A 13,522-nucleotide genomic window follows, 5' to 3' on the forward strand; every position below is an offset into this window, starting at 1 on the left:
TTGAGGTGACTAAAATATGGAGCCTACTACTTTAGGATTGTTTTCTATAGTTTTTCTACTAACGGCCATGGGATTTGGTTTATCCATTGGACTTGCTTTTATTTTAGTAAGTTTTATTACATCAATGTTTTTGTTAGGGGGTTTAGGCTCTGCCCTTTCTATTCTGGGACAAACTATGTACCACTGTATTGCTGCCCCAAGCTGGTGCTCCATTCCCCTTTTTATTCTGATGGGAGCCTTTGCAACTATCGCAGGATTCGGAACTTATATTTACGATGGTGTATATAAACTTACTCGCCGATGGCCAGGAGCGTTAGCAATTGCTACGTGTTTTGGCTCTGCTATATTTGGAGCAATATCCGGTTCTTCATTAGCTAATACTGCTATTTTCGGAAAACTTGTTCTGCCAGAAATGGATCGATACAAATATGATAGAAGTTTTTCGATTGCATGTGTAGCTTCTGCTGGTACTTTTGCTAATATGATCCCTCCAAGTATTAATTTTATTATTTTCGCTCTTTTTACTGAACAATCTATAGCAAGGTTATTTGCTGCAGGCGTAATTCCAGGTATACTTACTGCCTTCGTTTACTCTGTATCAATTATTTATCGCGTCAAAAAACATCCTGAACTGGCCCCCCTCGAAATAAACAAAGCGAAACTTACCATGAAAGAAAAAAGCGATGCATTCAAAAATCTCTTGCCAATTCTCCTTGTTGTAGGAGTAGTTTTCATAGGGATGTACTCAGGAGTTTTCAGCCCGACAGAAGCTGCAGCAGCAGGTTGTTTAGTAACACTTGTTACGGGAGTTCTTAAAAAAAGTATTACTCATATAAAAGATTTGAGAGATCCTTTGAGAGATTCTGCCAATACTACAGCTATGATGTTTATCATAAATGTAGGGGCGCTCCTGTTTTCAAGAATATTTGCTCTTACGGATATTCCTCAAAACATGGCGCTATTTGTTCAAAATTGGGATGTTCCTAGATTTGTTATCTTACTCGGAATTTTACTTATTTATTTCTTCCTTGGAATGATTATGGTTGAAATAGGCATCTATGCTCTAACCCTTCCAATACTTATGCCCATCATAATCTCTCTCGGATATGATCCCATATGGTTTGGCGTTATCGTCCTTAAGCTCAGTGAAATAGCAGCAATAACCCCACCCGTAGGGCTTAATGTTTATATGGCAAAAGCAGTTGCCGGAAAAGGAGTAACACTAGAACAAATTTTTAAGGGAATTTGGCCTTTCTGTCTGTGTGACATCGTAGTACTGATTCTGTTGATAGCTTTCCCTCAAATTTCACTATGGCTTCCGAATCTTCTCATGGGTAAATAACTTGGAGGTGTTCATGGAATGTACGATCTCGTTATAGAAAATGGAACACTAGTAACATCACAAGGCGAATATAAAGGCAAGATAGCTGTTAAAGACGGGAAAATAGCAGCTATTCTCTCAAGCGAATCTACCATTTCAGCATCTGAATATATCGATGCCCAAGATCACCTCGTTATGCCTGGTCTTGTTGATACACATGTTCATTGCGGTCATGGAACGCCTGAAAGAGAAAATTTTGAATGTGTAACTAAAGCCGCAGCAGCAGGAGGAATAACGACTATAGTTGATATGCCTCTCTCTGAACCTAGTACTGTAACAGTTGATGCTCTTGAAGAAAAGAAAAAATCTGCTTTTCCTCAAGTTGTTGTTGATTTCTCTTTGTATAGTGGAATTATTCCCCATCATATGAACGATATAGAGGCCACTTTTGAAGCTGGAGCTCAATGTTATAAGATTTTCACCTGTAGATGTTCAAACTACCCTATGACTTACGATGGCTTACTTCTCAAAGGAATGAAAAAAATAGGCCAGTTAGGTGGAATGGTTTGTGCACATGCAGAGAACGACACTCTTATACAAGAGTTAGTTGATGATTTTCTGCTATCTGGCCGTGATGACGCACAAGCTTATTTAGAGTCTCACCCTGAATATTCAGAGTTAGAAGCAGTAAAGAGATTTATCTTCCTCTCTTCCCTTGTTCCTAATTGCAAAACACATATATGCCATCTCAGTATTGCAAGTGGAGCCGAAGCACTAAGAGAAGCTCGAGGACACGGCATAACCAATATAACAGCCGAAACTTGTCCTCAATATCTCGCTCTAGATGAAGAAGATCTCATTCGAGATGGTGCTTTATTAAAATGTGATCCTCCCGTCAGGTCTCGTGAAAATGTAGAACGACTTTGGGAAATGGTTTTAAATGGCACTATTGACATGATTGTTTCAGACCATTCTCCACATTCTTTTGAGAAAAAAACTCCTCAAAATAATAATTTCTGGACCGTATCAGAAGGATGTACAGGTGTCCAGACACTCTTACCTGTCGTTGCTACAGAGGGACGAAAAAGAGGACTCTCTTGGACTCAACTAGTTAAACTTTGCGCCACACAGCCAGCTAGACGATTTGGATTAGGTTATGCAAAAGGTGATATCCAGATAGGATACGATGCAGACCTTATTCTTTTTGACCCTCTTAAAGAATGGGTGCAAGATGATAGTAAGCTTTTCTACCTCAATAAATGGAGTCCTTATAAAAACAAAAAATTCAAAGGACAAATAAAACGCACTATCATACGAGGTAAAACAGTGTTTATAGACGGCAAAATACAGGTAAAGCCAGGCTATGGGCATTATTACAAAATGGATATTGCAGCAAAATAGTCAGGAGGCATGAAATAGAAATGAGGATATTAGCGATCAATCCTAATTCTGATGAAAAATTTACCCAATTGATTTATCAATCAGCAATAAAAATAGCCTCTTTGGGCACAGAAATAATATGTAAAGCAGTTTTTGATGCCCCGCCCTTAATAGAAGATTTCATTGATGAAATTATGTGCGGTCCTGGATTATTAAAAATCGTAAAAGAAAACGAATCGCAAATTGACGCTATCGTTCTTTGTTGTACTTGTGACGTAAACATTCATATTCTCAGAGAATGCACGACAAAACCTGTTGTAGGCATTGGAGAAGCCTCAATGTTGGCAGCTATGACATTGGGCCATAAATTTTCTGTTATTCAAATGTCGCAACGGTCTCTACCAATGAAACAGCGGATGATTCACAATCTTGGTTTTGGATATCGTTGTGCATCTGTTCGTGTTATGGACGATTCGATTAAAGGAAGCTTGGCAGACAAAATAGCACCTGCTGCTCTTAAAGCCATAGAAGAAGATGGCGCAGAGGTAATAACTCTCGGATGCGCTGCTCTTTCTGGATTAGATACAGAACTTTCTCAACGCATAGGTGTACCTGTTATAGACGGAATTCCCTATGCGATACGCTTAGCAGAAACTCATGTAAAAACACATTCTAAAACAAGCAAAAAAGGTCTTTTTGGTCCTTCTACGTGGAGGTGACATCGTTGTTAGATACCATTATACGAAATGCATTAATAGTTGATGGCACAGGCAAAAAACCGTACAAAGGTGAGGTCGGAATATTGAATGGGAAAATTGTTCTTATAAAAGAAGAATATCTTTCTAAACTGCCCTCGGAAGCCAAAGAAATTATAGATGCTAATGGTCACATTGTATGCCCTGGTTTTATCGACATGCACAGTCATTCTGATTTACAGATTTTTTCTGATTCTCCATCGGACGCTAAAATACGCCAAGGAATTACGACTGAAGTTTTAGGGCAAGATGGTCTTGGTCCTGCCCCAATAAATGACACAAGTATTTCCACTATCAGAGAACTTCTTGCAGGTCTTGACGGAATCCTATCTGAATCAAAATGGACATGGAACAGTTTTGGAAGCTATCTAAATGCCATAGAAAAAGCAGCTCCATATAACAATATGGCCGTACTTTTATGCCAAGGACCAGTACGAATTGCAGCTATGGGAATGGATGAACGTCAACCAACAGCATCCGAACTTAGCAGCATGAAATCTATTGTTCGCGAAAGTATGGAAGAAGGCGCTTTTGGCTTATCGTCTGGCCTTATTTACCCGCCTTGTCCCTTTGCAGATACAGAGGAACTTATAGAACTGAACAAAGAAGTTGCCGCTTTCGACGGAATATATGTAGTACATCAAAGAGACGAAGGTTTTTATCTCTCACGTTCCTTTGATGAGGTAACACGCATAACACAGGAATCGGGAGTCGCACTCCAAGTTTCACACTTACAAGCTTATGGAAAGGTAAATTGGCCAATCATAGATGAGGTTTTAGAAAAAGCAGATCACCTTATAGATAGAGGTTTGCGCATATCTTGGGATAGATATCCTTACTTAGCAGGTTGCACAGTTTTAACAGCCGTCCTTCCAAATTGGACTTTTAATGAAGGAACCGAAGCTTTGGTTCGCAACCTTAAAAAGCAAGATTTTCGAGAAAAAATTCATCAAGATTTTACCAAGGGATTAGATGTTTGGCACAATAGACAAATCTCAGTAGGTTGGGAAAATATTATTGTTACAGCAGTACAAATTCCTGACAACAAATGGATGGAAGGCAAAAGCTGCCAAGAAATAGCAGACACTCTTAAAAAAGATCCCATCGATATGGTTATGGACCTTCTCGCAGAAGAAAAGCTTGCTGTAACTATGATAAGTTTCTATGGTTCTGAAAACGTCCTAGAAAAAGTTATTACTCACCCACACGGGACAGTTGGAACAGATGGAATATTCGGAGGGAAACCCCATCCAAGGCTCTACGGGACATATCCTCGATATCTGAAATCTTTCGCTCTCGAGGAAAAACGGCTTACGCTTCAAGAAGCTATACGCAAGGTTACTTCCTATCCAGCCTCTATTCTTGGAATTCATGATAGAGGAACCATAAAAGAAGGTTATTGGGCAGATCTCGTTATTTTTGATCCCAAAACAATAAGTGATTGCTCTACGTACGAGAACCCAACAGCTTACCCCACAGGTATTGATGCAGTTTTTATAAATGGAACCCTAGTTGTAAATAAACAAGGGTTTACAGGAAATCGACCTGGAAAGGTTCTCCGTCATGGAAAATAAAAAAAAATTTGATTCCCAAATAACCTTCTTATATTTTAAAAATTTGAATGAAGCTATCCCTTTTTTTGAAGAGGCTTTGAACCTTGAGCTTGTAGATGATCAAGGAACAGCCCGTTTATACCGACTTTCTACAGGGGCTTTTATAGGAATCGTAGATGAAAAAACTGGTCACTGTAAAGCTCTAAATAAAAATGCAGTGCTCATAACTCTCGTTACAGACAACTTGCAAGTATGGTATGAACGATTAAAAAATTACAACATACAATTAGAAACCGCTATTCAACGCCCTAAAGATTTCCCTGTTGAATGCTTCTTTTTCAAAGGACCAGGCGGTTATGAATTTGAAATACAAAAATTTCTTAAAGAAGATACTCGTAAAGTTTTTCATAAATAAAATTCAAACCTAAACTCCTTCATCTTATTTTTAAAGGGCTGCCTATTAGGCAACCCTTTAAATTATTCTTCTCTGCTGATATCATGATAATGTAAGAAAATTTAAAATATTAAATAACGTTTTCCGAGTTGTATGACCTTCCTCTTTATTGAGATGGCCACCAACCGTCAGGGTATAGCTGGAAACGGCCATGCCTCCCATTCTTGGAAAGGAAAACCTATCCAGGGAGGGATGTAAAGTGTTTAATGTTTACACGGGTAAAATTTTGAACATTGACCTGACCAATAGCAAACACTGGATTGACGATCTTCCTGAAAACTGGATCAAAAATTATATTGGCGGAGAAGGTTTCGGAACACTTTATCTCGCGGAAAACCTAAAATCACGAATCGACCCCCTTTCAAAAGACAATAAATTACTCTTTATTTGTGGTCCTCTCACAGACACAAAAGCCCCCTGTTCGGGGCGTACTGTTGTCATGTTTAAATCTCCTCTGACAGGAACAATTAGTGCATCAAATGCAGGTGGGGCCTGGGCGCCTCAACTTAAAAGAGCTGGTTATGACATGCTCGTTATTCATGGTTGTGCTCAAAAACCCACATATATATTTATTAATGACGAAGAAATTCATCTTTATTCTGCTGAAAAATTATGGGGACGAGACACACATGAGACAGAGCGTTTGATACGAGAAGAGATCGATAACTCAAAAGCAGAAGTGACAAGTATCGGAATTGCTGGAGAAAAAAAGGTTCGCTATGCAACGGTTATGATGGGACGTGACCATGCAGCTGGACGAGGTGGGGGCGGAGCTGTAATGGGGAGTAAAAATCTTAAGGCCATAGCCGTATATGGTTCTTCTCTTCCCCTCACCCCTCATAACCCAGAAAGATTTAATGAAAATGTAAAAGAAGCAATACAGGATTTACATAATGAAGCTTTTGTAAGAGAAGAAATGATGAAATTTGGTACTCCTTCCTTCTTTGATGCCATGAACGATCTTGGACTTGTTCCTGCCTATAACTGGCAACATACAACAACAGATTTCAATCAATATCTAGGACATCAAGCGTATCATGAAAAGCTAGACGTCCAACAAGATCGTTGCTATAACTGCCCCATTGGCTGCGTTCGTAAAACAACTATTCCAGAGGGGAAATATAAGGGGCTCTCGGGAAGTGGCCCCGAATACGAAACAGTAGCAGCTTACGGACAAAAACTCGGCAATACTGACTTACACTCTATTACAGCTGCAAATTATATTTCGAATAATCTTGGTCTTGACGTCATATCTACAGGTCAAGTCATAGCTACTGCCATGGAATGGTATGAAAAGGGAATTATCAATAAGGAAGCCACAGACGGTCTTGATTTAACATGGGGGAATAGTGAAGCTATAGTCAAACTCGTAGAACGAATAGCGTATCGACAGGGTGATTTTGCAACCTTGTTAGGAGAAGGCTCATTGCGCGCAGCTCAGACCCTCGGAGGAGAGGCCATAAAATATGTAATGCACGTAAAAGGACAAGAAATGGCCGCCGACGGCGTAAGAGCAAGCAAGGCAGAAGCTCTCTCTCACATGATTTCTCCTCGTGGTGCAGATCACCTTAGGCCTTATGGAGCTACGATAGACGCGTTTGGATATGTAGAAGAAGAGTTAGGAGTTAAAGAACAAGTGAATCCTCTCAGCGAAGAAAACAAAGATTGGGTTAAGCCTTTAGAAGAATTATCTATGTCCACGAATCTTCTAGGGGTATGCCTTTTTGCAAGCATAACCATCGCTATAAAGGGGAAACGGTGGGCAGAACTTTTTAGCAATGCCACTGGATTAAGCTATACCTACGCTGATCTGTTCAAAGTCAGTGAACGCGTTATTAATTTAGAAAGGCTCTTTAACATCCGAGAAGGATTTACACGAAAAGATGACTACCTTCCTGAACGCTTTAGCCAAGAATCAGCGGAAGAAGGACCAGGCAAAGGACAAGTCGTTGACCAAGAACGCCTTCTTGATCTTATCTACACTGTAAAAGGCTGGGACAAGCAAGGTATTCCAACAAAAGAAAAACTTAAGGAACTTGGTCTGACCGAGATAGCCCAGAAAATGTAAAACCAAAAAGCGGAGTTGCATCGCTACAACGCAGCTCCGCTCACTTTTCTCCTATAATCTTTCTTTAAAATACCGCATAAGAAGAATCCATTGGATCAGCAATAAACATATGTCCAGGAGCATGGGTAATAGCCAAAGGCGGTTTACTCGCCATAAGTGCTGCTTGTGGAGTAACACCACAAGCCCAGAATACAGGCACTTCATTATCGTAAATCGGTACAGCATCTCCAAAGTCCGGAGAATTGACATCTTTAATTCCAATAGCTTCTGGATTGCCAATATGAATAGGCGCCCCATGTACTGCCGGGAACCGGCCTGTCGACAGGACAGCGGTGGACACCTGATTGTAAGGAATGGGACGCATACTGACTACCATAGGTCCAGATAAACGTCCAGCAGGCTTGCACTGAATATTTGTAATATACATGGGGACATTAGAACCTTTTTCTATATGTCGCACTGGAATTTTGGCGTCAAGCAAAGCGCTTTCAAAGGTAAAAGAACAACCTAGAAGAAAGGCGACAAAATCATCTCGCCAATATTTAAGAATATCTTTAGGTTCATCAACACATTGACCATCTATCCAGACTCGATATTTGGGAATATCTGTTCTTATATCTGCACCTGGAGCAACTATTTTAGGTTCTGGATCTCCAGGCTCCGTCACGTCTAACACAGGACAAGGTTTGGGATTTCGCTGGGCAAAAACCAAAAAATCGTATGCCCAATCTTTAGGCAATACTACAAGATTAGCTTGTACATGACCTTTTGCCATTCCAGGGGTAGGAAGGTCATAATCGCCTTTTCGTATTATTTCTCGAACTTGCTGCGGAGAGTATTCTGAAAACGCCGATCCTTTCATGCTCTCAACACCTCCCTAATACTTCGAATAGCAATCCCCTCTTTAAGAAGAGTTTCCCTTATAGATGCGGCCATTGCAACAGCACTTGGTGTATCACCATGAAGGCATATAGAATGAGGCCTCAGGTGAATAGTTGTTCCATCTATAGCTTCTATAGCACCTTCTGTTACCATCTTAATAACACGTTTCGCAGCTATCTCTATATCATGAATAACAGCTCCCGGTTGTTTGCGAGGAACTAGTGAACCATCTGCCTGATATGCTCTGTCAGCAAAAGCTTCAATTGCAAAGGGTACATCTAGTTTGTTAGCAGCCTTTTCAAAGGATGAGTTTGCCAACCCCAGCAGAATAAGATCATCGCCTGCATCTTTTACTGCCTGAGCAATCGCTTCAGCTAAAGACAAATCCTTAGCAGCCTGATTATACATAGCTCCATGAGGTTTTACGTGTTGCAAGGAAGCCCCGCGTGCTTTGCAGGCAGCCTGAATAGCTCCTACCTGATATAGGCAATAGGCATACACCTCATCTGCAGAACACGCCATATTTCTTCGCCCAAATCCCATAAGATCTGGATATCCCGGATGAGCTCCTACCGCAACGTTACTATTAACGGCTTCTTCTACTGTTTTTAACATAACTTGAGGGTCTCCAGCATGGAACCCGCAGGCGATATTAGCAGAACTGATGCTTTTCATAACATCTCTATCGTGCCCTAAAACATATGTTCCAAAACTTTCACCCAAGTCGCTATTTAAATCTACAGAGAACATGGAATCATCCCTTCTTCTCGTAAAAATCAATTTTCAATGCGTTCCCAGTCAACCATATAAGAATGTCCGTCCACAGTAAGCTTCCACGTACCAGACGAAACTGGCATTTCCGATTTATGCCCAATTGTGGAAGTTGGGATTCTTGTAATCCAGGTTGCTACATTTTGCTTTAGTTTGGAAACTTGACCAGCCTCTTTTTGGGTAATCAAAACAGCCTCTTCAAAGGATACTTGTTTAAAAGAAACCTTTTCTCCTGGCAAACGTTGTGCAATCGCCGAAATATCGGGAGAACATAGAACAGCTATTTTCGTATATCCCCCTGTCGTCTGACGATCAGCAAGCATCACAATTGGCTGTCCATGTCCAGGAACTTGAATAGAGCCAAGTGGAATAGCATCAGAAATAATGTCTGCTCCCTCTAGGTGCTCAACAACAGGTCCTTCCAAACGGTATCCCATTCTATCTGCAGAATCAGTAATTTTATATGATTCAGACAGAAATGTTTCTACTCCCTTAGGGGAAAATGCATCATTTTGAGGACCTAGAACTACACGAAGGGGTTGACCTTCTCTCCGCTCAGGCAAAACATCGGAAGGACATTTGAAATCTATAAACCGCTGCCACAAAATATGAGGTTCACCAGTATTAAGAACGTCACCCTTTACAAGTGCGCGTCCATCAAAGCCACCTATATGAGCTCTAAGGTATGTTGAGCGGCTCCCCATAATAATAGGAACATCTATTCCGCCTGAAAAAACGACATATGCACGACATCCATTACCTTTCATGCCGCTAAAAGAAAGGATATCGCCTTCTTTAACTTTATAAACCGTGTTACAACACGAAGCTATTCCGTTGATAGAGAAACCAAGATCAGCACCTGTAACAACTACAGCCCCCTCCCCTTCTAACACCGATAAGGTAGGGCCTAATACTGTCACTTCAAGACATGCAGCATCTTTATTGTTTCCCACCATAACATTGCCAATTTTCAAAGCAAAAAGATCCATAGCACCAGCAACTGGCATTCCTTTGCCTTGAAATCCCCATCTTCCCACATCTTGAACAGTCGTAAGCATTCCCGGCTGTATAATTTTTATCTTCATGCCGGAACCTCTCCTTTATTGAACATTTCGGGAGTATATGTTCCATGAGCAACCTGTATTTCGATATTTTTATACTCTTCCTCCGAAATGGGCTGAAAACGTATCCACAACCCGGCATCAACTAATGTGGGAGGCTCATGGCCTGCATCAAACATACGCAAAGGTGTTCGTCCTATAAGCTGCCATCCACCAGGGCTATCAATCGGATAAATTCCTGTCTGCTTACCGGCTATTCCCACACTTCCAGCAGGAATTTTTTCTCGAGGTTCCTTCAAACGAGGTGTCGCAATTGTTTCATCCATTCCACCAAGATATGAGAAACCAGGAGTAAAACCAAGCATATAACAGTAATAATCTGGAGAAGAATGCCGATTTATAATTTCTTCTTCCGTTAGTCCTGTATGATGAACAACATTATCAAGGTCCGGTCCAAAATCACGACCGTAACAGACAGGGATAATGATACCAACCCCTTTTTCAACACCTGACTCTGACTCTGCAGCAATTGCCAAACGCTTTAAAAGAGAAAGAAAATGCATTGGTTGTTCTACCTTTACAGGATCAAAGTAAATTGCAAGAGAGCGATATGTAGGAACGAACTCATGCACTCCGGAAATTTTTCTTTTTTCCAAAATACGCCGCAAAGCCTGAACTCTAGCATTGATTTCCAATCCAATGGAATTGCCGTATTCCACAATTATGCAACTATCACCAGCAAGAAGAACTTTCGGCCACTGTTGGTCTTCCAAATTACATTCACCTCCAACAGATCAGAATAGTTTTAAGAGAAAAGAGTAAAGATTTTTGTAAATGATTTTATACCCATCCAAAGAGTAAAAGCTGCCACTACATATCCTAAAACTGTCATCCATATTGGATGATGATAAGAACCCACTACCTCTTTCTTATAAGCAGCAAGAAGTACTGATACAAGAGACAGAGGAAGAATAAGCCCGTTAATTGAACCTGCAAAAATAAGAAGGGTGACTGGCTGTCCAATTGTAGAAAAAATAGTTGTTGAAACTACTATAAACCCAATCATCCACCATCTAAGATGTGTTTCTACTGTACTAAAGAGCGTTTTAAGAAAAGATATTGACGTGTATGAAGCGCCAATTACCGAAGTAATTCCAGCTGCCCATATAACTACACCAAAAACTTTATAACCTAACTCGCCCGCTCCAAGACGAAAAGCTGATGCAGGTGGATTAGCAGGGTCAAGTGTTTGCCCAGTAGCGACAACACCTAATACAGCAAGGAAAAGCAAAATACGCATAATACCTGTAATACCTATAGCATTAGAAGCCCCTCGTGTAATCGCTCCCAAATTTTCTTGCCCTACAATACCTGCGTCTATAATACGATGTGCCCCGGCAAAAGTAATGTATCCTCCTACCGTTCCACCTATTAGAGTTAAAATAATCATCCAATCAATTTTAGAAGGAAGGATTGCTTCTTTTACAGCAAGGGCAACTGGTGGTTTTGTGTTGAAAACCATATACAACACTAACGCAATCATCATAAAGCCAAGGATCTTGGTAAAAGTATCCATAGCTTTGCCAAGCTCTTTACGCAAGAAAAGGAGAACAGCGATAGCAGCACTAACGACAGCTCCTATTTTTAACGGAACGCCTGCTACTACATTCAGACCCATGGCAGCACCTGCAATATTCCCTATATTGAAAACAAGTCCCCCCAATGCTACAGCAAAGGCCAAAAAGTAACCGAGTCCAGGTAGCACCTTATTAGCAACATCTTGCGCACGCATGCCTGATACGGCAAGGATTCTCCAAATGTTGATCTGCACAATAAAACTTAAGATAAGAGAAAGAATTATTCCAAACGAAAAGGCGGCTTTTAAATTCTGCGTAAAAACCGCAGATTGTGTTAGAAACCCTGGTCCTATTGCTGAAGTAGCCATGAGAAAAGCAGCTCCCAACAAAACACTTAATGTTCCTTTCTTGTCCAGAGCTTTTTTTTCTCCCATCTCTTTCGTTGTACCGTTCATAAGCACCACCTCCAAGTCAATTTAATTTAATAGTATCATAAAGAAAAGTCAGGCTAGATTTTTTTATTTTATTTTTATAGAATTTTAAGGGAAATTTATGATAAATACTTTTTATATATAAATAAGTAGTTTTTAAATAAAAAATAGATAGATTTGAAAGGAAAAACCGAAGAACTTCAATGTTGCTTTTCTTTATATTCAACCTTAAGTATAAGTAAAAGATGATAATAGCCTTTATTTTGAGATATATGTATAGACTCTTCAATTTCGTTACATGTAGATCGGCGGACAATAGATTGAAAAGCCATAATATCGTGAGCCTGAGGAGGTTTCCTAAATTTTAACCACATATTGAGCACTTCTCCATGCTGCTCTATTAATTTTATGAGAGATTTACTTTTGAGAAGAATTTGAGAAAGGCTATACGTGCATGTTTCTTTAACTGCTAGTTCCGTAGATTGCTCTTTATTTTCTACTTCAATAGGTAAAACATGGCGGTATACCCCCTGAAAAGCTCCTTGTTTTTTTGTTTGAAGAACGAAAGGAGGAGTTTGAACATGAAGATGACCAAAATACCATTTTTGAAAATGAAGACGAGGAATTAACGTATCAAAATAAATGGCTACTGGATCTCGAGGAACGTGACACGGATTGATCTGAACCCCAATATATTTTGTTCGTAGCAACTCTATTAAAACAGATAAAGGTGCCATATGAGTAAATACATAATCGACATTCCAGTGTACGGCTTCTAAAGACTGCCATCCTCGTACAATTTCCTCCTCGGAAGGTATTTCTCTCTCCCACCATGAAAGGCCAGGCCTTCGAAAACATCTGTCTAAACTCAGTGCTCCTCCAAACGCAAAACACGAGTAACCAGCGATGGTATATATATAACCTCGCCTCAGATGAAATATTTTTTTGTCTTTTACTACTCCAACAGGGTTTCCAAAACGTATCTCAGTGGGAAGGGCGTCAAGTCTTGTAAAATTCTCGTGATTCCCATCTATAAAAAGAGTCGTCCATGGCGCGGACGAAAGCCAATCCATCCATTGTATTTCTTTTTCTGTCGGTTCTGGAGCAAAAAGAAGGCCAAAATCACCTGCAATGAGCAAATAATCTTGCGCATTTAAATTTTTACCTATCGCATGATAAAAAGGTAACAACTCATCCATTTCTATGACTCCGTGCTTATCGCCGGTGACATAAAGGGACATGAATGCCTCCTTTTTTTACAAACTATAT

Annotated in this window: 12 protein-coding genes and 1 riboswitch; of the genes, 6 read left to right on the top strand and 6 right to left on the bottom strand. The window is 40.2% G+C overall.

Annotated elements, in window-relative coordinates; all coding sequences use genetic code 11:
- Positions 1-16: 16 nt before the first annotated feature.
- The 6 genes from RBH88_RS07895 (at position 17) to RBH88_RS07920 (ending at position 7,531) form a co-directional block, all read left to right on the top strand.
- Positions 17-1,342 carry a TRAP transporter large permease gene (locus tag RBH88_RS07895; protein ID WP_213691177.1) on the top strand — a complete coding sequence of 442 codons (1,326 nt, stop codon included), beginning with the start codon at positions 17-19 and terminating at the stop codon, positions 1,340-1,342.
- A gap of 18 nt (positions 1,343-1,360) precedes the next feature.
- On the top strand, positions 1,361-2,722 hold the full coding sequence (allB, locus tag RBH88_RS07900; protein ID WP_213691178.1) for an allantoinase AllB: 1,362 nt from the start codon (positions 1,361-1,363) through the stop codon (positions 2,720-2,722).
- Positions 2,723-2,742: 20 nt separating this feature from the next.
- On the top strand, positions 2,743-3,420 hold the full coding sequence (locus RBH88_RS07905; RefSeq protein ID WP_213691179.1) for an aspartate/glutamate racemase family protein: 678 nt from the start codon (positions 2,743-2,745) through the stop codon (positions 3,418-3,420).
- 5 nt (positions 3,421-3,425) lie between these two features.
- Positions 3,426-5,030, top strand: coding sequence for an amidohydrolase family protein (locus tag RBH88_RS07910; protein WP_213691180.1), 1,605 nt, complete (start codon positions 3,426-3,428; stop codon positions 5,028-5,030).
- The gene (locus RBH88_RS07915) at positions 5,020-5,424 is read left to right on the top strand and encodes a VOC family protein (RefSeq protein WP_213701150.1); all 405 of its coding nucleotides are present in this window, start codon (positions 5,020-5,022) and stop codon (positions 5,422-5,424) included. Before RBH88_RS07910 ends, RBH88_RS07915 begins: the two co-directional genes overlap by 11 nt.
- A gap of 109 nt (positions 5,425-5,533) precedes the next feature.
- A riboswitch (molybdenum cofactor riboswitch) is annotated at positions 5,534-5,654 on the top strand.
- A gap of 8 nt (positions 5,655-5,662) precedes the next feature.
- Positions 5,663-7,531, top strand: a complete 1,869-nt coding sequence (locus RBH88_RS07920; RefSeq protein ID WP_307879517.1) for an aldehyde ferredoxin oxidoreductase family protein — start codon at positions 5,663-5,665, stop codon at positions 7,529-7,531.
- A gap of 64 nt (positions 7,532-7,595) precedes the next feature.
- Here the strand turns inward: RBH88_RS07920 and RBH88_RS07925 are convergent, their stop codons facing one another.
- From RBH88_RS07925 to RBH88_RS07950, 6 genes are all read right to left on the bottom strand, one after another.
- Entirely contained in the window at positions 7,596-8,393 is a 798-nt protein-coding gene (locus RBH88_RS07925; RefSeq protein WP_307879518.1) for a putative hydro-lyase, read from the bottom strand.
- A complete protein-coding gene (locus tag RBH88_RS07930; RefSeq protein WP_213699846.1) occupies positions 8,390-9,163 on the bottom strand; it encodes a LamB/YcsF family protein in 774 nt (257 codons plus the stop codon). Before RBH88_RS07930 ends, RBH88_RS07925 begins: the two co-directional genes overlap by 4 nt.
- A gap of 26 nt (positions 9,164-9,189) precedes the next feature.
- A complete protein-coding gene (locus RBH88_RS07935; RefSeq protein ID WP_307879519.1) occupies positions 9,190-10,269 on the bottom strand; it encodes a biotin-dependent carboxyltransferase family protein in 1,080 nt (359 codons plus the stop codon).
- Positions 10,266-11,018 carry a 5-oxoprolinase subunit PxpB gene (gene pxpB, locus RBH88_RS07940; RefSeq protein WP_213691252.1) on the bottom strand — a complete coding sequence of 251 codons (753 nt, stop codon included), beginning with the start codon at positions 11,016-11,018 and terminating at the stop codon, positions 10,266-10,268. Before pxpB ends, RBH88_RS07935 begins: the two co-directional genes overlap by 4 nt.
- Before the next feature lie 32 nt (positions 11,019-11,050).
- On the bottom strand, positions 11,051-12,277 hold the full coding sequence (locus RBH88_RS07945) for an NRAMP family divalent metal transporter (protein WP_213691251.1): 1,227 nt from the start codon (positions 12,275-12,277) through the stop codon (positions 11,051-11,053).
- 176 nt (positions 12,278-12,453) lie between these two features.
- Positions 12,454-13,494 (bottom strand): metallophosphoesterase, encoded by a 1,041-nt coding sequence (locus RBH88_RS07950; RefSeq protein WP_213691250.1) that lies wholly within the window; start codon positions 13,492-13,494, stop codon positions 12,454-12,456.
- Positions 13,495-13,522 lie beyond the last annotated feature (28 nt).

The sequence above is a fragment of the Aminobacterium sp. MB27-C1 genome, assembly GCF_030908405.1.
Classification (GTDB): Bacteria; Synergistota; Synergistia; order Synergistales; family Aminobacteriaceae; genus Aminobacterium.

Coding starts and splice junctions, on each gene's coding strand:
- RBH88_RS07905 (WP_213691179.1), top strand. CDS start 2,743: ATGAGGATATTAGCGATCAATCCTAATTCTGATGAAAAATTTACCCAA.
- allB (WP_213691178.1), top strand. CDS start 1,361: ATGTACGATCTCGTTATAGAAAATGGAACACTAGTAACATCACAAGGC.
- RBH88_RS07930 (WP_213699846.1), bottom strand. CDS start 9,163: ATGTTCTCTGTAGATTTAAATAGCGACTTGGGTGAAAGTTTTGGAACA.
- RBH88_RS07945 (WP_213691251.1), bottom strand. CDS start 12,277: ATGAACGGTACAACGAAAGAGATGGGAGAAAAAAAAGCTCTGGACAAG.
- RBH88_RS07895 (WP_213691177.1), top strand. CDS start 17: ATGGAGCCTACTACTTTAGGATTGTTTTCTATAGTTTTTCTACTAACG.
- RBH88_RS07915 (WP_213701150.1), top strand. CDS start 5,020: ATGGAAAATAAAAAAAAATTTGATTCCCAAATAACCTTCTTATATTTT.
- RBH88_RS07935 (WP_307879519.1), bottom strand. CDS start 10,269: ATGAAGATAAAAATTATACAGCCGGGAATGCTTACGACTGTTCAAGAT.
- RBH88_RS07925 (WP_307879518.1), bottom strand. CDS start 8,393: ATGAAAGGATCGGCGTTTTCAGAATACTCTCCGCAGCAAGTTCGAGAA.
- RBH88_RS07950 (WP_213691250.1), bottom strand. CDS start 13,494: ATGTCCCTTTATGTCACCGGCGATAAGCACGGAGTCATAGAAATGGAT.